The 20,130-nt window shown below is 52.6% G+C and carries 20 protein-coding genes and 1 tRNA gene; 12 read left to right on the plus strand and 9 right to left on the minus strand.

The features are described from left to right. Window positions 1-65: 65 nt before the first annotated feature. Window positions 66-1,164 (plus strand): peptide chain release factor 2 gene (prfB, locus tag N7922_RS04320; RefSeq protein WP_263099404.1). Its coding sequence is split into 2 segments (ribosomal slippage): window positions 66-140 and window positions 142-1,164, totalling 1,098 coding nucleotides; the frame shifts between segments, so codons are not numbered across the junction. Window positions 1,165-1,173: 9 nt separating this feature from the next. Then, window positions 1,174-2,691: a lysine--tRNA ligase gene (gene lysS / locus N7922_RS04325; RefSeq protein WP_263099405.1), complete on the plus strand. Its 1,518-nt coding sequence runs from the start codon at window positions 1,174-1,176 to the stop codon at window positions 2,689-2,691. A 48-nt stretch (window positions 2,692-2,739) separates the two neighbouring features. Here the strand turns inward: lysS and idi are convergent, their stop codons facing one another. The 4 genes from idi to N7922_RS04345 form a co-directional block, all read right to left on the minus strand. Continuing rightward, complete coding sequence (gene idi, locus N7922_RS04330) at window positions 2,740-3,297, minus strand: isopentenyl-diphosphate Delta-isomerase (RefSeq protein WP_263099406.1); 558 nt, start codon at window positions 3,295-3,297, stop codon at window positions 2,740-2,742. 117 nt (window positions 3,298-3,414) lie between these two features. After that, on the minus strand, window positions 3,415-4,131 hold the full coding sequence (locus N7922_RS04335; RefSeq protein WP_263099407.1) for a DUF554 domain-containing protein: 717 nt from the start codon (window positions 4,129-4,131) through the stop codon (window positions 3,415-3,417). A gap of 16 nt (window positions 4,132-4,147) precedes the next feature. Next, window positions 4,148-4,735, minus strand: a complete 588-nt coding sequence (locus tag N7922_RS04340; protein WP_263099408.1) for a UbiX family flavin prenyltransferase — start codon at window positions 4,733-4,735, stop codon at window positions 4,148-4,150. Between the two features lie 10 nt (window positions 4,736-4,745). After that, the gene (locus N7922_RS04345) at window positions 4,746-6,239 is read right to left on the minus strand and encodes a UbiD family decarboxylase (RefSeq protein ID WP_263099409.1); all 1,494 of its coding nucleotides are present in this window, start codon (window positions 6,237-6,239) and stop codon (window positions 4,746-4,748) included. A 218-nt stretch (window positions 6,240-6,457) separates the two neighbouring features. Here N7922_RS04345 and N7922_RS04350 point away from each other — a divergent pair, with 218 nt between their 5' ends. Then, on the plus strand, window positions 6,458-7,357 hold the full coding sequence (locus N7922_RS04350; protein WP_263099410.1) for a LysR family transcriptional regulator: 900 nt from the start codon (window positions 6,458-6,460) through the stop codon (window positions 7,355-7,357). Window positions 7,358-7,423: 66 nt separating this feature from the next. After that, on the plus strand, window positions 7,424-8,167 hold the full coding sequence (actS, locus tag N7922_RS04355; protein ID WP_411554162.1) for an amidase activator ActS: 744 nt from the start codon (window positions 7,424-7,426) through the stop codon (window positions 8,165-8,167). Window positions 8,168-8,221: 54 nt separating this feature from the next. On the opposite strand, the gene N7922_RS04360 is transcribed toward actS, so the two are convergent. After that, window positions 8,222-8,605 (minus strand): hypothetical protein, encoded by a 384-nt coding sequence (locus N7922_RS04360; protein WP_263099412.1) that lies wholly within the window; start codon window positions 8,603-8,605, stop codon window positions 8,222-8,224. A 335-nt stretch (window positions 8,606-8,940) separates the two neighbouring features. Between N7922_RS04360 and N7922_RS04365 the strand changes: the two genes are divergently transcribed. Beyond that, window positions 8,941-9,014 (plus strand) — tRNA-Gly (locus N7922_RS04365). A gap of 150 nt (window positions 9,015-9,164) precedes the next feature. Here N7922_RS04365 and N7922_RS04370 read toward each other — a convergent pair. The 3 genes from N7922_RS04370 to N7922_RS04380 are packed head-to-tail and all read right to left on the minus strand — an operon-like array spanning window position 9,165 to window position 11,029. Continuing rightward, on the minus strand, window positions 9,165-9,437 hold the full coding sequence (locus N7922_RS04370) for a hypothetical protein (RefSeq protein ID WP_263099413.1): 273 nt from the start codon (window positions 9,435-9,437) through the stop codon (window positions 9,165-9,167). Further along, complete coding sequence (locus tag N7922_RS04375) at window positions 9,421-10,557, minus strand: PAAR domain-containing protein (RefSeq protein WP_263099414.1); 1,137 nt, start codon at window positions 10,555-10,557, stop codon at window positions 9,421-9,423. The genes N7922_RS04370 and N7922_RS04375 overlap by 17 nt, the downstream gene beginning before the upstream one ends. 10 nt (window positions 10,558-10,567) lie before the next feature. Then, complete coding sequence (locus N7922_RS04380) at window positions 10,568-11,029, minus strand: hypothetical protein (protein ID WP_263099415.1); 462 nt, start codon at window positions 11,027-11,029, stop codon at window positions 10,568-10,570. 671 nt (window positions 11,030-11,700) lie between these two features. On the opposite strand from N7922_RS04380, the gene arsR reads away from it, so the two are divergent. From arsR to N7922_RS04400, 4 genes are all read left to right on the plus strand, one after another. Beyond that, a complete protein-coding gene (gene arsR / locus N7922_RS04385) occupies window positions 11,701-12,054 on the plus strand; it encodes an As(III)-sensing metalloregulatory transcriptional repressor ArsR (protein WP_263099416.1) in 354 nt (117 codons plus the stop codon). Window positions 12,055-12,238: 184 nt separating this feature from the next. Further along, window positions 12,239-13,528 carry an arsenic transporter gene (locus N7922_RS04390; protein ID WP_263099417.1) on the plus strand — a complete coding sequence of 430 codons (1,290 nt, stop codon included), beginning with the start codon at window positions 12,239-12,241 and terminating at the stop codon, window positions 13,526-13,528. Window positions 13,529-13,540: 12 nt separating this feature from the next. Beyond that, a complete protein-coding gene (gene arsC, locus N7922_RS04395) occupies window positions 13,541-13,966 on the plus strand; it encodes a glutaredoxin-dependent arsenate reductase (RefSeq protein ID WP_263099418.1) in 426 nt (141 codons plus the stop codon). A 364-nt stretch (window positions 13,967-14,330) separates the two neighbouring features. Then, on the plus strand, window positions 14,331-15,875 hold the full coding sequence (locus tag N7922_RS04400) for a methyl-accepting chemotaxis protein (protein ID WP_263099419.1): 1,545 nt from the start codon (window positions 14,331-14,333) through the stop codon (window positions 15,873-15,875). Window positions 15,876-15,947: 72 nt separating this feature from the next. Here the strand turns inward: N7922_RS04400 and N7922_RS04405 are convergent, their stop codons facing one another. After that, window positions 15,948-16,874, minus strand: coding sequence for a LysR family transcriptional regulator (locus tag N7922_RS04405; RefSeq protein WP_263099420.1), 927 nt, complete (start codon window positions 16,872-16,874; stop codon window positions 15,948-15,950). Window positions 16,875-17,243: 369 nt separating this feature from the next. Between N7922_RS04405 and N7922_RS04410 the strand changes: the two genes are divergently transcribed. From N7922_RS04410 to N7922_RS04420, 3 genes are all read left to right on the plus strand, one after another. Beyond that, window positions 17,244-18,272 (plus strand): alpha/beta hydrolase, encoded by a 1,029-nt coding sequence (locus N7922_RS04410; protein WP_263099421.1) that lies wholly within the window; start codon window positions 17,244-17,246, stop codon window positions 18,270-18,272. 218 nt (window positions 18,273-18,490) lie between these two features. After that, window positions 18,491-19,381, plus strand: coding sequence for an oxidoreductase (locus tag N7922_RS04415; protein WP_263100830.1), 891 nt, complete (start codon window positions 18,491-18,493; stop codon window positions 19,379-19,381). Window positions 19,382-19,578: 197 nt separating this feature from the next. After that, entirely contained in the window at window positions 19,579-20,079 is a 501-nt protein-coding gene (locus N7922_RS04420) for an AAA family ATPase (protein WP_263099422.1), read from the plus strand. Window positions 20,080-20,130: the final 51 nt, after the last annotated feature.

Consider the following 20,130-nt stretch of genomic DNA (forward strand, 5'->3'; position numbering starts at 1 on the left):
GTGGATCCGGTAAACTCCCGCCCTTATCACCGCATTTTGACAAGTCCATTAAAAGAAATCAGACCATGTTTGAAATTAACCCGGTAAAAAATCGTATTCAGGACCTCACGGAGCGCTCCGACGTTCTTAGGGGGTATCTTTGACTATGACGCCAAGAAAGAGCGTCTGGAAGAAGTAAACGCCGAGCTGGAACAGCCGGACGTATGGAATGAGCCTGAGCGCGCACAGGCGCTGGGCAAAGAGCGTTCTTCACTCGAAGCCATTGTTGATACGCTCGATCAGATGAGTCAGGGGCTGGAAGATGTTACCGGCTTGCTGGATCTCGCTGTTGAAGCTGACGATGAAGAGACCTTCAACGAAGCTGTCGCTGAACTGGATGGGCTGGAAGAGAAACTGGCGCAACTGGAGTTCCGCCGCATGTTCTCCGGCGAGTATGACAGCGCCGACTGCTACCTTGATATTCAGGCGGGTTCCGGCGGCACCGAAGCGCAGGACTGGGCAAGCATGCTGCTGCGCATGTATCTGCGCTGGGCCGAAGCGCGAGGCTTCAAAACGGAAGTGATTGAAGAGTCCGAAGGTGAAGTTGCCGGTATTAAATCTGTCACCATTAAGATCATGGGCGATTACGCCTACGGTTGGCTGCGTACGGAAACCGGCGTTCATCGTCTGGTGCGTAAAAGTCCGTTTGACTCCGGCGGTCGCCGTCATACCTCGTTCAGCTCTGCGTTTGTCTACCCGGAAGTGGAAGACGATATCGATATCGAAATCAACCCGGCGGACCTGCGTATCGACGTGTACCGCGCATCCGGTGCGGGCGGTCAGCACGTTAACCGTACCGAATCAGCCGTACGTATTACCCATATTCCGACCGGGCTGGTAACGCAGTGCCAGAACGACCGTTCCCAGCATAAGAACAAAGACCAGGCCATGAAGCAGATGAAAGCGAAGCTTTATGAGCTGGAGATGCAGAAGAAAAATGCTGAGAAGCAGGCGATGGAAGACACCAAGTCCGACATTGGCTGGGGTAGCCAGATTCGTTCTTATGTCCTGGATGATTCCCGCATCAAAGATCTGCGCACCGGGGTTGAAACCCGCAATACGCAGGCGGTGCTGGACGGCAGCCTGGATCAATTTATTGAAGCAAGTTTGAAAGCAGGGTTATGAGGAACCAACATGTCTGAACAACAAGCACAGGGCGCTGACGCGGCAGTTGAACTTAATAATGAACTGAAAAATCGCCGTGAGAAGCTGGCGCAACTGCGTGAGCAGGGCGTGCCGTTCCCGAATGATTTCCGTCGCGACCAGACCTCTGACAAGCTGCACGCTGAATTCGATGCCAAAGAGAACGAAGAGCTGGAAGAACTCGGCATTGAAGTGGCGGTTGCCGGTCGTATGATGACCCGTCGCATTATGGGTAAAGCCTCTTTCGTGACGTTGCAGGACGTTGGCGGCCGCATCCAACTGTACGTTGCGCGCGACGATCTGGCGGAAGGCGTTTATAACGAACAGTTCAAGAAATGGGACCTCGGCGACATCCTCGGCGCACGCGGCAAGCTGTTCAAAACCAAGACTGGCGAACTCTCTATTCACTGCACCGAGCTGCGTCTGCTGACCAAAGCGCTGCGTCCGCTGCCGGATAAATTCCACGGTTTGCAGGATCAGGAAGCGCGTTACCGTCAGCGTTACCTCGATCTGATTGCGAACGACGAATCCCGTAACACCTTCAAGGTTCGTTCACAGATCCTGGCCGGTATTCGTCAGTTCATGGTTGGCCGCGACTTTATGGAAGTGGAAACCCCAATGATGCAGGTGATCCCTGGCGGTGCGTCTGCGCGTCCGTTTATCACGCATCATAACGCGCTGGATCTGGATATGTACCTGCGCATCGCGCCGGAGCTCTACCTCAAGCGTCTGGTGGTGGGCGGTTTTGAGCGCGTGTTCGAAATCAACCGTAACTTCCGTAACGAAGGCATCTCCGTGCGCCATAACCCTGAGTTCACCATGATGGAACTCTACATGGCGTATGCGGATTATAAAGATCTGATCGAGCTGACCGAGTCGCTGTTCCGCACCCTGGCGCAGAACATCCTTGGTAAGACCGAAGTGCCGTACGGCGACGAAGTTTTCGATTTTGGCAAGCCGTTCGAAAAACTGACCATGCGCGAAGCGATCAAAAAGTACCGTCCGGAAACCAATATGGCGGATCTGGATAACTTCGACAGCGCGAAAGCCATTGCTGATAGCATCGGTATCAAGGTTGAGAAGAGCTGGGGTCTGGGCCGTATCGTGACCGAGATCTTCGAGGAAGTGGCCGAAGCGCACCTGATTCAGCCGACCTTCATTACCGAGTACCCGGCGGAAGTTTCCCCGCTGGCGCGCCGTAACGACGTGAACCCGGAAATCACCGACCGTTTTGAATTCTTCATTGGTGGTCGTGAAATTGGTAACGGCTTTAGCGAGCTGAATGACGCGGAAGATCAGGCGCAGCGCTTTGCTGACCAGGTTGCAGCGAAAGATGCTGGCGACGACGAAGCGATGTTCTATGACGAAGATTACGTGACGGCGCTGGAACATGGTTTGCCGCCGACGGCAGGTCTGGGGATTGGTATCGACCGCATGGTTATGCTGTTCACCAACAGCCACACCATTCGTGACGTGATCCTGTTCCCGGCAATGCGTCCGGTAAAATAATCGCTTAGCGATAAAAAAAGCCCCGGCGTTGATCGCGTCGGGGCTTTTTTATTGCTGCAATCTGGCGGTAAACCGGCGGAGATTATCCCGTCCTTCACCGGGCGACGCTTCGCTTACCATCCACGGACTGAAGGCCCATGGCGTTGCGTCCAGCCCCTGTAATATGGCATCGAGATCGACCCATTGATACGCCATGACTTCATCGGGGTTGGCGACGACGTCACCGTCAATCCGCGCGGCATAAACCGGGCATACTTCGTTTTCGACGATACCGGATGGATCGGTTTCACGGTAACGAAAACCGGGATGGATGGCGGTAATGCTATCGACGCTGGCACCAATTTCGAAATGGCAGCGGCGAAGAATCGCCTGTTCATCGGATTCACCCAGTTGCGGATGACCACACACTGAGTTGGTCCAGACACCGGGCCAGGCTTTTTTGCTCAGTGAGCGACGGGTGATCAGAAGCTGGCCCTGCCGATTGAAAACCCAGCATGAAAAAGCCAGATGTAATGGGGTGTGGGAAGTATGTGCGGCGTATTTCTCCTGAGTGCCAGTCACCTCTCCCTGGTGATTAACCAAAATGACGTGTTCTTGTAGACCCATAACGACTCCAGTACTGAGAACGCCGGATGGCGCTGCGCTTACTGCGGACTGCGGGAGGGCGATCCCACGGGTCCGGTAAGCGCAGCGCCACCGTGCGAACACTATTATACCTGACTATCAGGCAAACAGTTTTGCCCAGAGAGCGGAAAAGGGCATCACCAGTACCAGACCGGGAAGCATATTCGCCACCGGGAAGGGTTTGATATTACAAATGCGCAGTCCGGTTGCCACCATAATCAGGCCGCCAGCACAGGAGAAATCGCCCATCATATCTGGCGTTATCATATGCACGATGTAGACCGCCAGCGTTGCCAGCGCGACCTGTACGGCAATCAGCGGCAGACCGATGGTCATCACCGAAAAGCCCAGCATGGTGGCGAAAATGGCGGCGGTGAACAGATCCAGCACCGTTTTGATATACAAAATGGACGGATCGCCGGTCATCCCTTCATGCATGGCGCCGAAAATCCCCGTTCCGCTGGCACAGAAAAGCACCAGGATCGCGACGAATTTTTCCGTAAATTCATCGTGGGTTAACCCCTGTACTGGCGGGAAAATCCGGTTGATCAAGCCACGGGTAGTGCCTGCCGCTCTGCCAATCTGTTTTTCAAAGAAGAAGGCTTCGCCAATCACCGCCCCCAGCACCATTGCCAGCACTACTGCCGGCATAAATTTCACTTTAATCACCAGGTTGATGCCAAGCCCAACCGAGCACAAACCAAACGTCAGCGGCAACGCCACTTTGACCCGATCGGGGATGCGGGTGCCAACCAGTGAACCCAGCAGACCGCCGACAATCACTGCGGCGCCGTTCACATAAGGACCGATTAACATAATGTTTCCTGAAAGATTACGCGTTATGGGTAAGGTGTCCCTCGCCCCAGCGCGGGAGGTTTTTTACATCAATACCAAACAGATCCAGTGCGCGACTGACGCTGTGGGTAATGATCTCATCTGTGGTTTGCGGGCGCTGATACAGCGCCGGAACCGGCGGGAAAATAATCCCGCCCATTTCCGTAACAGCCTGCATATTGCGAATGTGCCCGAGATTCAGCGGTGTTTCGCGTGCCAGCAGCACCAAACGACGGCGCTCTTTCAGCACCACATCGGCGGCGCGGGTTAGCAAGTTATCCGTCAGGCAGTTTGCAATGGAACCCAGCGAACGCATGGAACAGGGCGCGACAAGCATGCCCATGGTCTTAAACGATCCGCTGGAGATAGCTGCGCCGAGATTGCCGATAGGGTGGACCACATCCGCCATCGCCCTCACGTCGTCAAGCCGGTAATCCGTCTCCAACTCGCAGGTTTTTTCCGCCCCTTTCGAGATAACTAAATGGACTTCGAGATCCTGCGCGCGTAAAAGCTCAAGTGCTTTCACGCCATACTGAAAACCGGAAGCGCCGCTAATACCGACAATGATGCGTTGCGTTGTGGTCACACCTTTCCCCTTACTCGAAATCCGGCAGGAAACGTTTCACATCCACCTCTTTGAACTTCGAACGTTCAAAGTGGCTTTTCAGATGGAACGGCACTGTGCAGTCAAAAATGGTTTTGCAGGACATCCCCTGCTGCAGAATGCTTGGGCTGTAAGCCGGGATCTGAGACGGATCAAGCGGATGGCAACGCACGCCTGGGATCGTCACGGTATCCACATCGCCCTGATAGCGCGTCTGCATGGCCCACAGCACATCGTCGCTGTCGAAAATATCCACGTCTTCGTCGACCAGAATCACGTGTTTCAGCTCCGGGAACGCAGAGAATGCCAGCAGCGCGGCCTGACGCTGGCGGCCTTCATCCGCAGGGGAGAATTTTTTGAATTGCATCACCGCCAGCAGCTTGCCGCCGCCTGCTGAGTGCGCAAACACGTTAAGCAGTTTGCCCGGCATTGCACGGCCAACCATATCCAGGATGCTGGCTTCGGTCGGGATACCCGCCATGTTGACATGTTCTTCACCCGGACCCACGGTCGTGCGCCAGATAGGGTTGTAGCGATGGGTTACCGCTTTCACCTTGATGACCGGCAGTGCTTCTTTCGCTTCGCCGGTATAACCCGGGAATTCCGGCATCGCTTTACCGGTATCGGTGTTCTGATCTTCACGCAGACGCACGTTAGGCAGCAACTCGCCTTCGATAACGATCTCCGCATGCGCAATCGCGCGTTCGTTGATGGTTTTACATTGCACCATTTCGACTGCGTGACCGCGCAGCGCCCCGGCAACGCTCAGCTCGTCATAGCCCAGCGGTGTGGTTGGCGGTTCAAAGCAGGCGGCAATTTCGATTGCCGGATCGACGCCAATGCTGATGGAGATCGGCAGCGGTTTACCTGCCGCTTCGGCTTTCATGCGGAATGCATCAATATGACGGCCCGGAGTGAGCCACATCGACAATTCATCGCGGCTCTGAACGCACAGGCGGTGAATGGTGATATCGGATTCATGGGTTTCCGGATCGGAGGCGTAGCACAGACCCATGGTGATGTACGGACCGGCATCTTCTTCGGTGTTGGTCGGTGCTGGCAGCAACTTGCGCAGATCGAAATTCGCGTCGCTGGCAAGGTGCACCACTTGCTGGCAAACAGCGTGGTCTTTGCTGAGAACCGGTGGGATCGGGTTCTGTACGGAATCTTTCAGCAGATGGCCGAGTTTTTCCGGCTCGCAGTTAAGGAAATGGCTGACGCGTTTACGTGAACCATTCAGGCCAATCGCCACACTGATGTCCTGAAAACCTTTCACTTTGTTAAACACCATCACCGGGCCGTTCTTACGTGTCGGACGCTGGCAGGTACCGCCCGCGCCTACGTAGCGGTAAACGCCGGAGAGTTCTGCGTGCGGGTCAACTTCGGTGTCGGTTTCGACATATTCGCCGGGAAGTGTTTTTAATAATTCAAGAGCAGAGCGTAAATCGGAAACGCCGCTGGCATTATTATTTTTTCTGGTTGACATGGTCTGTTCCATTTTTTGATAGGAATTTACTTGCTGTGCTCACCTTATTTTTATGTTGCCGATTAAACAAATACCGTTTTCCTGATTCAGACCAGATCAAAAAAGTACTCTTTATATAATTGTTAATTTAACGTTGGTGAATTGATTAAAATCGCGGACTTTTCCTTTGCCACGCTAAGTGGGATACTGAGCATTCGGGTATGGCGGAGAGATGTCGTATGGATTTGAAAAGATTGCGTTATTTTTGTCGTGTGGTGGAACAGGGCTCAGTAAGCCAGGCGGCGAAAGTGCTGAATATGGCGCAGCCTCCGCTCAGTAAACGGATCCAGGAGCTGGAAGAAGAGCTGCAAGTTTCGTTGTTTACCCGTCAGGGAAATCGTATTGAACCTACTGATGCCGGTTATTTTCTTTATCGTAAAGCCTGTGAAATATTACGCCAGGTGGAAGATACTGCACGCGAAACGGTGGCGATTGCCAATAAAGAGAAATTCCAGTTAAGACTTGGCTTAACGCATCTTTTTCAATCCTATTTTAAGCCGTTGTTGCTGGAGCTTTATAAACGCCATCCCGACGCGGAAATTAATATCTCGGTAACCGATTCCAGCCATTTAGAAACCATGTTGAATGAAGGCACTATCGATCTGGCGATGATTCAGCGACCCTATCGCAGCGAAGGTTTTGATTATGTCTCGTTCGATCCCGTACGGTTAGTGGCGGTGATCAGTAAGCAGTGTTTGCCACAAGCCCCCGTCAGCCCGTTTGATTATCAGGCGTTGGCGGCGTTTCCACTGGTGCTGTTACACCGGGCGAAAGATGCCGGAACCTATGAAATGCTAATCGATTTATTTCGTAAAGCGGGCGGCAATCCGAAGGTGATTATGCATATTACCCAGCCAGGCGTGATTCTTGAGTGGCTGGAGTCCGGACTTGCGGCGGCGACGCTGTTGCCTTCTTCAGAAGTCGACGCCAGCAAGCTGTCGCAATGCCACGTGGTGGATGTTTTTCCTTCGCCGCAGGTCTTTTATCCGGCGCTGGTGAAGATGCCCGCCATGCCCTATCTGCCGGAAATTATGGAAATCATTGCCCAGGGATACCCGATTCCGCGTCATCCGGCGTGAAAGGGTTGGCATCACATCGGTGGCTGCTTATCATAGGTCGCCTTTTATTTTATTCGAGGAACTGTTTTGCGTGCAGGACGCCTGATGATAAACCCGTTGCGCAGGGTGATGTGCCTGGCAATTATATTGCTGATGGCTGGCTGCGCCGGGAACAAATCTTCTGTTGGCAGTTATTCCGGCGGCGTTTATACGGTGAAGCGGGGCGATACCCTGTACCGTATTTCCCGGATAACCGGCACCAGTATTAAAGATCTGGCTGGCATGAACGGCCTTTCACCGCCCTATACCATTGAAGTGGGGCAGCAGTTAAAAGTGAAAGGCACCTCGAAAACGGCCTCTTCCTCGGGTAAAGGCAGCGGCAAAACGGCGAAAGTCGTGCCCTCTTCTGCGGTGCCGCAATCTTCCTGGCCGCCTGTAGGTGACCGTTGCTGGCGCTGGCCGACGACCGGGAAAGTGGTCATGACCTATTCCACTTCGGAAGGCGGTAATAAAGGGATCGATATTGCCGGTTCGCGCGGGCAACCGATTTATGCCGCCGGGGCCGGGAAAGTGGTGTATGTCGGCAACCAACTGCGTGGTTACGGCAATTTAATCATGATTAAGCACAGTGAAGATTACATCACGGCTTATGCCCATAACGACACGTTACTGGTGAATAACGGGCAAAGTGTGAAAGCGGGGCAGAAGATTGCCACCATGGGCAGCAGCGACACGGATTCGGTCAAGCTGCACTTCCAGTTGCGTTATCGCGCGACGGCTATCGATCCGCTGCGTTATTTACCTCCGCAGGGTAGCCCACCGAAATGCTAATAAAGCACGCTAACAGGCGCTGACTGGCCTGTTAGCGCGTTATTACGCCGCGAATTAATAATTTTGCGTATCCTGGCCGTTAAAGATATTTTCCTGGCTGGTCGATGATTTACCGTTGCTGTAGTGCGTGTCCTGGCCGCCAAAAATATTGGCGCGGCTGGTTGAGCTCTCACCATTACTGTATTGCGTGTCCTGGCCGTCAAAAATGTTCGCGCGGCTGGTTGAACTGCTGCCATCGCTGTTTTTCACATCCTGACCGCCAAAGATATTGGCGCGGCTGGTTGACGTTCTGCCGTCGCTGTATTGGACATCCTGCCCGCCGAAGATATTGGCCCGACTGCTTGAGGTGGTACCATTGTCGTAGCGGCAATCCTGCCCGCCAAAAATGTTTTCCAGGCAACTGTCCGCCAGTGCACTATTGACGGAACCTGACAGCAAAACCAAGCCTACAAATATTGCCTTAACGTTCATCCTTTTCCCCAACCAATACGTGGTGACTACGCAGGATATGCTATTCCTCGCAAAGCGAAGCGGGAGGTGCTGTTGTCCTAATTCCTGTCAATTTAGCCTGGGAAACGCAAAGAATAACGGGCGACGGTGCGGCGCAGAGAGGATGCCTTCGCGAACCAGGCTTCAGCGGTGTCGATGTTCTGGTTGCCAAAATGGGGAGGTGTTTAAGCCGTGAAGATTAACTGCTTAAAACTCCAGCGGTTATCAGTAAACTCGCCTTGCTCTGTCGCCGTAACGGGTTATAATGCCACTCGCACCTCACCGCGGGCGTAGTTCAATGGTAGAACGAGAGCTTCCCAAGCTCTATACGAGGGTTCGATTCCCTTCGCCCGCTCCAGATCTCTCCCCTTGTGGCAAAACTTCGATAAAACTCGTTTTTCTATCAACAACCTACTTAACATAAGTTGTCGTGATCGTTCTACCATTGAACGACTATTGTCTAAAATCAGGAGGGAAGGAAAGGCTGGAGACTTCCAGCCTTTGGCGGTCATCTCACCTTTTTGAAGATAAGTAGGATCAGAGGTACACCGATCACGAAACCATAAATTGCTGCATCAAAAACACCGTTTGTAGCTTGAGCAAGTGAATCAACAGCTTGGTAGTACTCCTTTAATGGAACAGGGTCTGAGACAAGAGTCTGATTTTCAGAGAAAACCGCGAATGCTTGCGAGGCAACAAACAGTCCGAGGAAGTAACCCAAGCTAACAATGAAAATCCCTCCCCATCGGAGAATGGTTTTAGTTCTACTCGTCAACGCCATAAGATCCACCTAATACGCCACCAAAAGTGCCGCTGGAATACTGTGATAATGAATCGCCAGTAGCGGCGGCTTCGGCTGCAATGTGTTGAACTTTCCCTTTTGGCGACTCTTGGTAGCGCGGTAGATTGTCCTTGTTGGGATACATCTTTTTAAACTCGTCCGTCATTTCAACGACTGTCATTGATGAGAAGTCAGAGCTTTTTGACTCAAGATAACGCTGCAATGAGACGGGGATTGTGAAATCTTCCTCGGATTCGATAGGAATCTGCGTCGTGAGGGATGTGTAGTTGTGCTCGAATACCGTTGAACCAGCAAATTTGATCCCTTCAACAGAGTGAGTGGTACAGTTATTTCCTGTTACGTCATACTCATCGATTGTGCGGCCTCTTCGTTGGGTCGTTTCTTTCATCTCCGATGTGCGAATCGCTGGTTCACCCTTGTTCCAAAGATGTTCAAAGAACTGTCTCGTTTTTGCCGGGTCAGCGTCATCTATTCGAAACGCCCTTGCGCCCATCCGGTACAGTTCTACTCTATAGTAAACCCTCGCATCTTCACCTTGCAGAAAGTTTAAAATCCCATCACCAGTTAAATTCCCTGGGCCTGTTCTGCCGTAGCGACCATAGGTATAGAGGTAAATCGAATTATCCTGATGTACGGATACGAAAGCATGCCCTGCGTCTGTGGTTTCAGTCCAGATGTAAACGCCGTTCAGTAGCGGATTATCTTCCGGCTTGCAGGTGTCAGCAAAGCTGTTTTGCTTCTTCGCTACTTGGGCGTGCTGCACTGGCTCTACAGGCGCTGTAGCCCACGAAGGCGTATTTACCTCGACAGTACCTGGTGCAATGAGGAAGTTTGATCCGCTCGGACACCCACAAAGGATCTCTGCACCATCCACCGCAACAGCAGCTCCATTTGAGTGACGGTGATCGCCAGTAATAATCACCCCCTCTTTTCCGCATTTTGGGCAGGGGGTGGTCTTATCGCCAATGTAGAGTTTCAACTTACCCATAACAGACATACCTGGGCGGGCGGCAATGCATTGTGCGCCTGTAGAGGTTTTATCTCCGTGCAGACCAACATTCTTACCGTGAACAGTGCAGCCTCTGTTTACCGATGCCATAGTAACCGCCTTATTTCAGAAAGTTAGCAGGTAACGTTTCCCCGGCCCGGACCACTCTTCGTACATTTCCCTGTGGGCTACTGATAATTTCGTCGCCGTTGTCGAGTGAGCTACTGACAAGAGCTGCTGAGTCCCCACAGGTATTACCTACTCCAGTGCTGATTTTCGCGGTGGTTCCATCTGGATAACGAACTTCATCACCCACAAGAGAGACATTTAGCCGTTTACCGTCCTCAATTTCGATCTGCTGCCCGTTGTATTCACTGAAAACCGTCCCCCCGTCGCGTGTCAAACCGCCTTCTGTAGCAACCAGATAAGCGGCTGTAACTGGATGAGCGAGGTTGTAGGCGTTTCTTTCAGCGATCAGGCTACGGGCTTCTTCGTTCATTTCCGCGAGCTGTTCGGTTGTGAATGGTGACTGGTCAAAGGCTGCCAGCATTTCGGCGGTAAGTTCATTGGTGTACTGTTTCATAAGTCCCTTTACTTGTTATTGAAATAATCACGGCGGTCATTTTACAAACAATAACCACATACACAACAAGTATTAGGCCTAAGTGAAACTGCGTTTCGTCACAATCAGAAAGCGGAAATTACTCCTCCTCAAATGTTCGGGTGTATTTGCACGGTTCGGACGGTCTGATCGTCACTATCTCCGTAAAGTTGGCGTTGTCTGTCTCCTGTTCGTCACTAAGGATCAGGGTTATCTTTCCGGCATGTGCATGTAGGCTGATTAGCGCCAGCGTCAGCACAAATAAGCGTTTCATGTTGATCACCATTCTAAAGAAAACTCCTCTGTTAAATCGTCCTGCACGTCCTGACCATACTCGTAAAGACTTCCCAGGCACGTTAGCCAGTTCTGCACAGTTTGAGGGGCTTTCTTGTCCTGCTGATTGATAAACATCGCTACTTGTGACCGTCTGATCTCCGTAATCTGAATGTCTGCACGGTCAAGCGAGGCAAGAAACACCTCAACTCACACAGCACCACGTTTAGCTGTGTGGGGGCAGTCTATCAACGGCTCGGCAGTCTATGGATTGTCCGTGGCGATTCAACATTTCTCTCCCTAAACACATATGCTTTTTCGAATGTGTTGATTGCTTTTATTCATTTGCAGCGTATTCTGTCTCCCTGTGATCAGGAGGCATGATGTCACTTACTTCTCTGCAACTTTTCAAAAATCTCTCCGATGAAACCCGCCAGGGGATCGTTCTGCTGCTCAGAGAGATGGGCGAGTTGTGCGTGTGCGATCTCTGTACCGCACTGGATCAATCGCAACCCAAGATATCCCGTCATCTGGCCATGCTCCGGGAAAGCGGGTTATTGCTGGATCGCAAGCAGGGAAAATGGGTGCATTACCGCTTATCTCCGCATATTCCTTCGTGGGCCGCTCAGGTTATTGAGCACGCCTGGTTAAGCCAACAGGACGACGTACAGGCCATCGCCCGCAAGCTGGCATCGGCAAACTGCTCGGGTAGCGGCAAGGCTGCTTGCATCTAAAATTTGCCTTAACATATATGATTTTTCGAATGTGAATTGTGAAGATGAAAACGTTAACGGTGTTTGAGCCTGCGATGTGCTGCAGCACTGGCGTCTGAGCCTGCTGGCATCGACAAACTCAGGGAATTAGTGGGTTAATTTTTTGGAGATACAGGGCGGCGGAGTCGCTTTGTCTGGAGGATGTATGTTGCTGGCAGGCGCTATTTTTGTCCTGACCATTGTTCTGGTTATCTGGCAGCCGAAGGGGTTAGGGATCGGCTGGAGCGCGACGCTGGGAGCGATACTGGCGCTGCTTTGCGGTGTGGTGCACGTGGCCGATATTCCCGTGGTGTGGAATATCGTCTGGAATGCGACCGCCACGTTTATTGCGGTCATTATTATCAGTTTGCTGCTCGATGAATCCGGCTTTTTTGAATGGGCCGCACTGCACGTTTCCCGTTGGGGGAAGGGGCGTGGTCGCCTGTTGTTTACGTACATCGTCCTGCTCGGCGCAGCGGTGGCGGCCCTGTTTGCTAACGATGGCGCAGCATTAATTCTGACACCGATCGTTATTGCCATGCTGCTGGCATTGGGGTTCAGCAAACGCACGACGCTGGCATTCGTTATGGCCGCCGGGTTTATTGCCGATACGGCCAGCCTGCCGCTGATTGTGTCGAACCTGGTGAATATCGTTTCGGCCGACTTCTTTGGCCTGGGGTTCACTGAATATGCGTCGGTGATGGTGCCGGTTGATATCGCAGCCATTGTTGCCACGCTGGTAATGTTGCACCTGTTCTTTCGCAACGATATCCCGCCGGATTACGATCTGAGCCTTCTGAAAGCACCGGCAAAAGCCATTAAAGATCCGGCCACGTTCAGAACCGGCTGGATAGTCTTACTCCTTCTGCTGATTGGCTTTTTTGTGCTGGAGCCGCTCGGTATTCCGGTGAGCGTGATTGCGGCGGTGGGGGCTGTGATTTTGTTTGCGGTTGCTAAGCGTGGTCATGCCATCAACACGGGCAAGGTATTACGGGGCGCACCCTGGCAGATTGTGATTTTCTCGCTCGGGATGTATTTGGTGGTTTATGGCTTGCGCAATGCCGGGTTAACGGAATATCTCTCCAGCGTGCTGAACCTATTGGCGGAGAAAGGTCTCTGGGCTGCAACGCTGGGGACAGGATTCCTGACCGCATTTCTCTCTTCCATCATGAACAATATGCCAACCGTGCTGGTGGGTGCGCTGTCTGTTGATGGCAGCACGGCATCAGGCGTGATCAAAGACGCGATGATTTATGCCAACGTCATTGGCTGTGACCTGGGACCCAAGATTACACCGATTGGTAGCCTGGCCACGCTGCTCTGGCTGCACGTACTGTCACAGAAGACGATGACGATCACCTGGGGATACTATTTCCGTACCGGAATTATCATGACGTTGCCTGTGCTGTTTGTAACGCTGGCCGCGCTGGCGCTACGTCTCTCTTTCACTTTGTAGTGAGAAACTGATATGAGCAACATCACCATTTACCACAACCCGGCCTGCGGTACGTCGCGTAACGCGCTGGAGATGATCCGCAACAGCGGCACTGAACCGACGGTTATTCATTATCTGGAGAATCCACCTTCGCGCGATGAACTGGTCAAACTCATTGCCGATATGGGGATCTCAGTACGGGCACTGCTGCGTAAAAACGTTGAGCCTTACGAAGAACTGAATCTGGCAGAAGACAAATTCACGGACGATCAGTTAATCGACTTTATGTTGCAGCATCCGATTCTGATTAACCGCCCGATCGTCGTGACGCCACTGGGAACACGCCTGTGTCGCCCGTCTGAAGTGGTGCTGGATATCCTTCCTGATGCGCAACAAGGCGCTTTCGCCAAGGAAGATGGCGAGCAGGTTGTTGATGGTTCAGGTAAGCGCCTGAAATAACGATTACGGGGGGCAACCGCCCCCTGATTTATCGATGATCCTGCACCCGGAATGGCGTATTTCTGTGTATTTTCCAGGCCTGAGCTCGTCGCCTTTCGCTCCTCGCAACCCTCTGCGCATTATTGTGATCGCGCTCGAATTTATACAAAGATATTCAACAGGTTAATTAATCCGCCGAAAAATAACGCGTTAGTTATTAATTGGTTAAATTTTTAATAACCCAAAAGCGGTTAAGAAAAATATATATATTACTTCTATCGATTAACCCGCTGTTATCTCTTTCCGATAAAGAGATAAGGCGCGGTCCGAAACCCTACGGCCGATGCTGTACCCGCCATATAAAACAACAATAGGTACTCCCGCCATGAAACTATCTCTTGCGCAAAAACTTTGGCTCCCGCTCATCGTGGCGCTACTGTGCCTGGCCGGAACGCTGCTCTACGGTTCCCTGACGGTCAAAGAAGACCAACTGACACTGCGGAAGAACGAGTTACTGCATGTTTCGCAACTGGCCCTCAGCATCGTGAAAACGCAGGCTGACATGGCCGATAAAGGATTGATTTCACAAGCGGAAGCGCAACAGCGCGCGACCCAGTTAATTAAGGACCTGCGCTATGGTGAAACCGGCTATTTCACGATCGTGAATAATCAGGCGCAGGTCATTATGCACCCAATCAACGCCAAGCTGATTGGCAAAGGGCCGGATATTGCAGATGCCAACGGCGTCTATATTTTCCGGGATATGGTGTCGGTAACGCAGGGTAACCATGCTGGCTATACCGCTTACGTTTTTCCCCGCCCGGGTGAGACGAAAGCGCAACCGAAAATTGCTTACAACATTCCGTGGGCACCCTGGGGCTGGATAATTACCACCGGGCTGTATGTTGATGATATCGATGAGGCGTTTCTGGTGGCGCTCTACCAGAACCTGATTGAGTTTGTGGCAATCAGTCTTCTGCTCTCGATCCTCGTCTACCTGATTAACCGGGGAACACTGCGCACTCTGGGGGGCGAACCGCGCTATGCCGTTGATGTTGCCGCACGAATCGCCGCCGGGGATCTCTCACTGCCGGTGAATAAAAAAGCGGGCGACAGTTCAAGCCTGATCCACGAAATGGGCGTGATGCGTGAACAACTGACCGCGGTAATTGAAGATATCCGCGAGGGTGCGGAGATCATCAACACCAGCACTCATGACATTGTCGCCGGAAACCAGGAAATTGCTGCGCATTCTGAACAGCAAGCCATGTCGCTGGAAAGAACCTCCTCCAGCATGGAAGAGATCACTGCGGCCGTAAAACAAAATGCGGAAAACGCCGGGCAGGCGCGCCAGCTGGCGAGTGAAGCGGTGGATATTGCCTCGCGCGGCGGCGTGGTGATGCAAGGCATGAATGACACCATGAACGGTATTTCTGAAAGCGCCGGAAAAATTGCCAGCATTATTGAGGTGGTCAACGGCATCGCGTTTCAGACCAATATCCTGGCGCTGAATGCGGCAGTTGAAGCGGCAAGAGCCGGGGAGCAGGGGCGAGGGTTCGCTGTTGTCGCCGGTGAAGTGCGCAGTCTGTCATTACGCAGCTCTCAGGCGGCGCAGGAGATAAAAGGCCTGGTGGAAGAGTCCGTCGAACGGGTCAATAACGGTTCATCACAGATCAAAATTGCCGGGAACAGTATCGACGAGATGATTGTCGCGGTGAAACGTGTGTCGGATATCATGTCGGAAATCTCTGTTGCCACCGATGAACAGAGCAAAGGGGTCAGCCATGTTAACGAAGCGATTGTACAAATTGATGCGGTGACGCAGCAGAACACAGTGCTGGTGCAGCAGGCGGTATCGGCGGCAAGTGCGCTGGAAGAGCAAACCCGGCGTCTGACGGAGACTGTCGCCTTCTTTAATACTGGCAGGTAATTCTCCCCTAAGCATTATCGCGGGCCTGTGACTATCCAGGCCCGTTGATGTCATTTCCTGTTGCGAAGCGCCTTACTCATCCCGTTTGGCTGATTTTACCGGTTGACGTTTACCGCGCACACGCAGTGCTTCCACGACCAGAGAAAACGCCGGAGAGGGTTGCTTGCGGCTGGGGTAATAAAGGTAATAACCGGGAAACGGTTGGCACCAGGGTTCCAGTATGCGTATCAGGCGGCCTTCCTCAATATGTGGGGAAAATTCCTCCTCCGGCAGAAAGGCGATCCCTAATCCCGACAGCGCAGCGTCGACAATATGTTCAGACGTATTGAAGGTGAGCTGCCCGCTGACCCGAACGTTAAGATCGCCGCCATCCTGATCGAAATCCCAGACATATAACCCACCGGAACGCACCATTCGCTGGTTGATGCACTGATGCTGCGTGAGTTCATGCGGCGTTTGTGGGCGGGGATGACGCGAAAAATAGTCCGGGGAAGCCACCGCCGCCATACGTAACTTCGGGCCTATCGGTACGGCGATCATATCTTTATCAATGGTATCGCCCAGGCGCACGCCTGCATCAAAACGATCGGCCACGATGTCGCGAAAACCGTGGTTAGCATCGAACTCAATATGAATATCCGGGTATGCATGCAGCAGCGGCGTCAGTTTGGGTAACAATGTGGTGCGCAAGACATCCGGACCACAGGTGATACGTACCGTACCGGCGGGCTTATCGCGCAGTTCCGTGAGCATATCCAGTTCGGCTTCTATCTCATCAAAGCGGTTACCGATGGCCTGTAATAACCGTTCTCCGGCCGTTGTCGGCGATACACTGCGGGTTGTGCGGGTCAGCAGGCGGATTTGCATGCGCTCTTCCAGAGCGGAAATGGCCTGGCTGAGTGCCGGCTGCGTCACGCCCAGATGCGCCGCGGCACGGGTAAAACTGCCTTCACGCGCGACGGTGACGAAATAGAGAAGATCATTCAGGTTGCGTTTCATGCACCAGTTACCTTTGATTAATAAGCACAGGTTATAAGCGCATTAAGTATTCATTAGCTATTCAACTTACACCCGTCGTGTAAAATTTTCAGCAACAGATAACCTCCGCGATGGTTCAACATCGCGTTCCATTTTAAACCCGTTTTTTTGACGCTATTCCCGCGAATAGCGTACGGCCCCGGCTTGCCTGAATTTCGCCGGGTGAATATTCACTGGTGGATCGTATTGATGCGTGCCCGGGTACACGACCGGTAGCGATCTGATGCGTATCGATCGGAGCAATCACGCCTGTGAGCACATGCTCAGGGGCATTGTGCCGTACCGCTTTGTTATGGATTCCCCCCTCTCTGACTGCTAAAGGAGCAAGATATGAGAAAAATGACCCTGGCGCTGGGGCTGCTGTTAAGCTCATTGACCGCCGCTGCTGCCGATTTATCAAAAGGCGCAGACAACTTCTACAAAAGCACGACTGTTACCCAGCAAAAGGTGACATTTAAAAACCAGTATCAAATGAATGTCGTCGGCAATCTGTTTATCCCGAACACGCTGAACCGGAATGCCAAACACCCGGCGATTATCGTCGGTCATCCTATGGGGGCGGTCAAAGAGCAGAGTTCAAACCTGTACGCGCAAAAACTGGCGGAACAGGGTTTTGTCACACTGGCGATTGACCTCTCATTCTGGGGCGAAAGTGAAGGTAAACCCGGTCACATGGTTTCTCCGGAAATTTATGCAGATGACTTTAGCGCCGCGGTCGATTACCTGAGCACCCAGGCGTATGTTGATGCGGAAAAGATTGGCGTGCTGGGTATTTGCGGTAGCGGCAGTTTTGTTATTAGTGCTGCGAAAATTGACCCGCGTATGAAAGCGATTGCGACGGTCAGCATGTACGATATGGGCGCGGCTTTCCGCAACGGTTTGAAGCATTCTCAGACACAGGCCCAGCGTGAAGCATTGATTAAATCGGCAGTCGAACAACGATTTGTCGAGTTCCAGGGCGGCGAGAAAGCCTATATTCCTGGCACAGTGAATAAGCTGGATGCATCTACGCCAGACATTCAACGTGAGTTTTTCGATTTCTATCGTACAACGCGTGGTGGTTATACCCCACAAGGCGAAAAAGAAGAACTGACGACAAAACCGTTGTTAAGCAGTGTCGGTAAATTTATGAACTTCTATCCGTTCAATGATATTGAAACGATTTCACCTCGTCCGATGCTGTTTATTACCGGTGACCAGGCGCATTCAAAAGAGTTTAGTGAAGACGCTTATAAACGCGCCGGACAGCCAAAAACGTTATACGTTGTGCCTGGAGCGGGTCATGTCGACTTGTATGACCGTACCGACCTGATTCCTTTTTCCCGTCTGGCATCATTCTTTAAAGATAGCCTGAAGTAATGCCGTTAAGCCGTGCGCGACTGCGTACGGCTTATTACCCTCATCGTTGGATAAAAAACGTAACTCTTCTGCTTTTCCCGAACGATTTGTACAAAACAGCAAGGCCGGATCATCACTGTTTCTTTTATTGACACATTTGTGATCAGCGCCAGTGAGTATCATAGTGTGTGATGACTGCCGCTATCGGGGCGGCGCGTGATAATCAGGAGAGTGAGATGGTGTCAGACAACCCCAGTGTCGCCCTTATTGGTCCTGGCGCAATCGGAACCACGATTGTGGCGGCGTTGCATGAAGTCGGGCGTACGCCCACGGTGTGCGGGCGTACGGCGCACCCGCAGCTGATCTTGCGTGTCGATAAAGAACAGATTGTGGTACCGGGCCCGGTACTGACCGAACCGGGTGATATTCACCAACCGTTTGATCTGGTTTTTGTGGCGACCAAAACCACGCAACTGGCGGCAAGTGCGGCGTGGCTGAAAGTGCTGTGTAATGAAAATACTGTGGTATGCGCACTGCAAAACGGTGTGGAGCAAAAAGCGCAAATTGCACCGTACGTGGCGGGCGCCGAAGTGCTGCCATCCGTGGTGTGGTTTCCTGCGCAGCGTGAGCCGGACGCTTCCGTCTGGTTGCGTGCTGCGCCCCGGCTCACCTTGCCGGATACGCCAGCCGCGAAACGGGTGCAGAGCGTATTGCAGGGCACACGCTGTGCCGTTGATCTTTCCGCCGATTTCATCTCTGTTGCGTGGCGCAAGCTGTTGCAGAACGCGGCTGCCGGGTTAATGGTGTTATCAGGGCGTCGCGCCGGAATGTTCTCGCGCAATGACATCACCACTCTGGCGATGGCTTATCTGCAGGAGTGCCTTGCCGTTGCCCGCGCCGAAGGGGCCACTTTAGCGGATGCTGTGCCGCAGGAGATTGTGACCGGTTTTCAGCGTGCGCCTGCCGACCTGGGCACCTCGATTCTCGCAGACCGCCAGGCGGGCCGCCCTCTGGAATGGGATATCCGTAATGGCGTGGTACAGCGGTACGGCAGAAAACACGGTATCCCCACACCGCTCAGTGATGTGATTGTGCCACTGCTGGCTGCCGGCAGCGACGGTCCGGGCTAAACGCTGCTGAGATAACGCCATGCTGGCAACCTGGCGACATTGCTGTTACGTTGAAATCATGAACAAAAGATATTCCGTGTTGATGTTTGCAATGAGCATTATTCACACCGCAAATCGTGTGGTGGGATAGCGTTCATCTCTGTTTCCCGCCAGTACGGCGGGAGCCTTACTGGTGACAACCTGTGAGGTGACTCCGTATGACAGATCCCTTTTCCGTTGCCCGCCCGACGTTGCACATCCTGTGCGGCAAGATTGCATCTGGCAAATCAACCCTTGCCGCTGAACTGATGACTGCTCCCGGTACCGTGATGTTGAGCGAAGATCGTTGGTTATCGCTCCTGTTTCAGGATGATTTGCACACTGTTCAGGATTATGTCCACTATTCTGCAAAGCTCAAACTGGCCATTACGCCGCATGTCATTGCTTTACTTCAGGCGGGCGTCAACGTGGTGCTGGATTTTCCGGCCAATACGTTGACCAGCCGACAGTGGCTCAAAGGGATTGTTGATCAGTCCGGTGCCCACCATTTGTTGCACTATTTGCACGTCAGCGATGACGTTTGCAAAGCGCGGCTGCGCGCACGCAATGCCACAGGTGAGCATGATTTTGCTGCTACTGACGAGCAGTTCGAACAGATCACGCGCTACTTTGTGGAGCCCACCGAGGCGGAAGGGTTTCAGATTCGCCGATATTGCTGAAAGGTTGTACAACCTTGTAGTCTGATGACCGGGCTATGCTTACTTTTGCAA

The organism is Kosakonia sp. ML.JS2a (assembly GCF_025642095.1).
Taxonomy (GTDB): domain Bacteria; phylum Pseudomonadota; class Gammaproteobacteria; order Enterobacterales; family Enterobacteriaceae.

What these genes read in the sequence shown, in the direction of transcription:
- idi (WP_263099406.1), bottom strand. Translation starts at nt 3,297, where the DNA reads ATGGGTCTACAAGAACACGTCATTTTGGTTAATCACCAGGGAGAGGTG.
- N7922_RS04410 (WP_263099421.1), top strand. Translation starts at nt 17,244, where the DNA reads ATGAGAAAAATGACCCTGGCGCTGGGGCTGCTGTTAAGCTCATTGACC.
- lysS (WP_263099405.1), top strand. Translation starts at nt 1,174, where the DNA reads ATGTCTGAACAACAAGCACAGGGCGCTGACGCGGCAGTTGAACTTAAT.
- N7922_RS04370 (WP_263099413.1), bottom strand. Translation starts at nt 9,437, where the DNA reads ATGGCGTTGACGAGTAGAACTAAAACCATTCTCCGATGGGGAGGGATT.
- N7922_RS04380 (WP_263099415.1), bottom strand. Translation starts at nt 11,029, where the DNA reads ATGAAACAGTACACCAATGAACTTACCGCCGAAATGCTGGCAGCCTTT.
- N7922_RS04345 (WP_263099409.1), bottom strand. Translation starts at nt 6,239, where the DNA reads ATGTCAACCAGAAAAAATAATAATGCCAGCGGCGTTTCCGATTTACGC.
- arsC (WP_263099418.1), top strand. Translation starts at nt 13,541, where the DNA reads ATGAGCAACATCACCATTTACCACAACCCGGCCTGCGGTACGTCGCGT.
- N7922_RS04400 (WP_263099419.1), top strand. Translation starts at nt 14,331, where the DNA reads ATGAAACTATCTCTTGCGCAAAAACTTTGGCTCCCGCTCATCGTGGCG.
- N7922_RS04390 (WP_263099417.1), top strand. Translation starts at nt 12,239, where the DNA reads ATGTTGCTGGCAGGCGCTATTTTTGTCCTGACCATTGTTCTGGTTATC.
- N7922_RS04335 (WP_263099407.1), bottom strand. Translation starts at nt 4,131, where the DNA reads ATGTTAATCGGTCCTTATGTGAACGGCGCCGCAGTGATTGTCGGCGGT.
- N7922_RS04420 (WP_263099422.1), top strand. Translation starts at nt 19,579, where the DNA reads ATGACAGATCCCTTTTCCGTTGCCCGCCCGACGTTGCACATCCTGTGC.
- N7922_RS04375 (WP_263099414.1), bottom strand. Translation starts at nt 10,557, where the DNA reads ATGGCATCGGTAAACAGAGGCTGCACTGTTCACGGTAAGAATGTTGGT.
- arsR (WP_263099416.1), top strand. Translation starts at nt 11,701, where the DNA reads ATGATGTCACTTACTTCTCTGCAACTTTTCAAAAATCTCTCCGATGAA.
- N7922_RS04405 (WP_263099420.1), bottom strand. Translation starts at nt 16,874, where the DNA reads ATGAAACGCAACCTGAATGATCTTCTCTATTTCGTCACCGTCGCGCGT.
- N7922_RS04350 (WP_263099410.1), top strand. Translation starts at nt 6,458, where the DNA reads ATGGATTTGAAAAGATTGCGTTATTTTTGTCGTGTGGTGGAACAGGGC.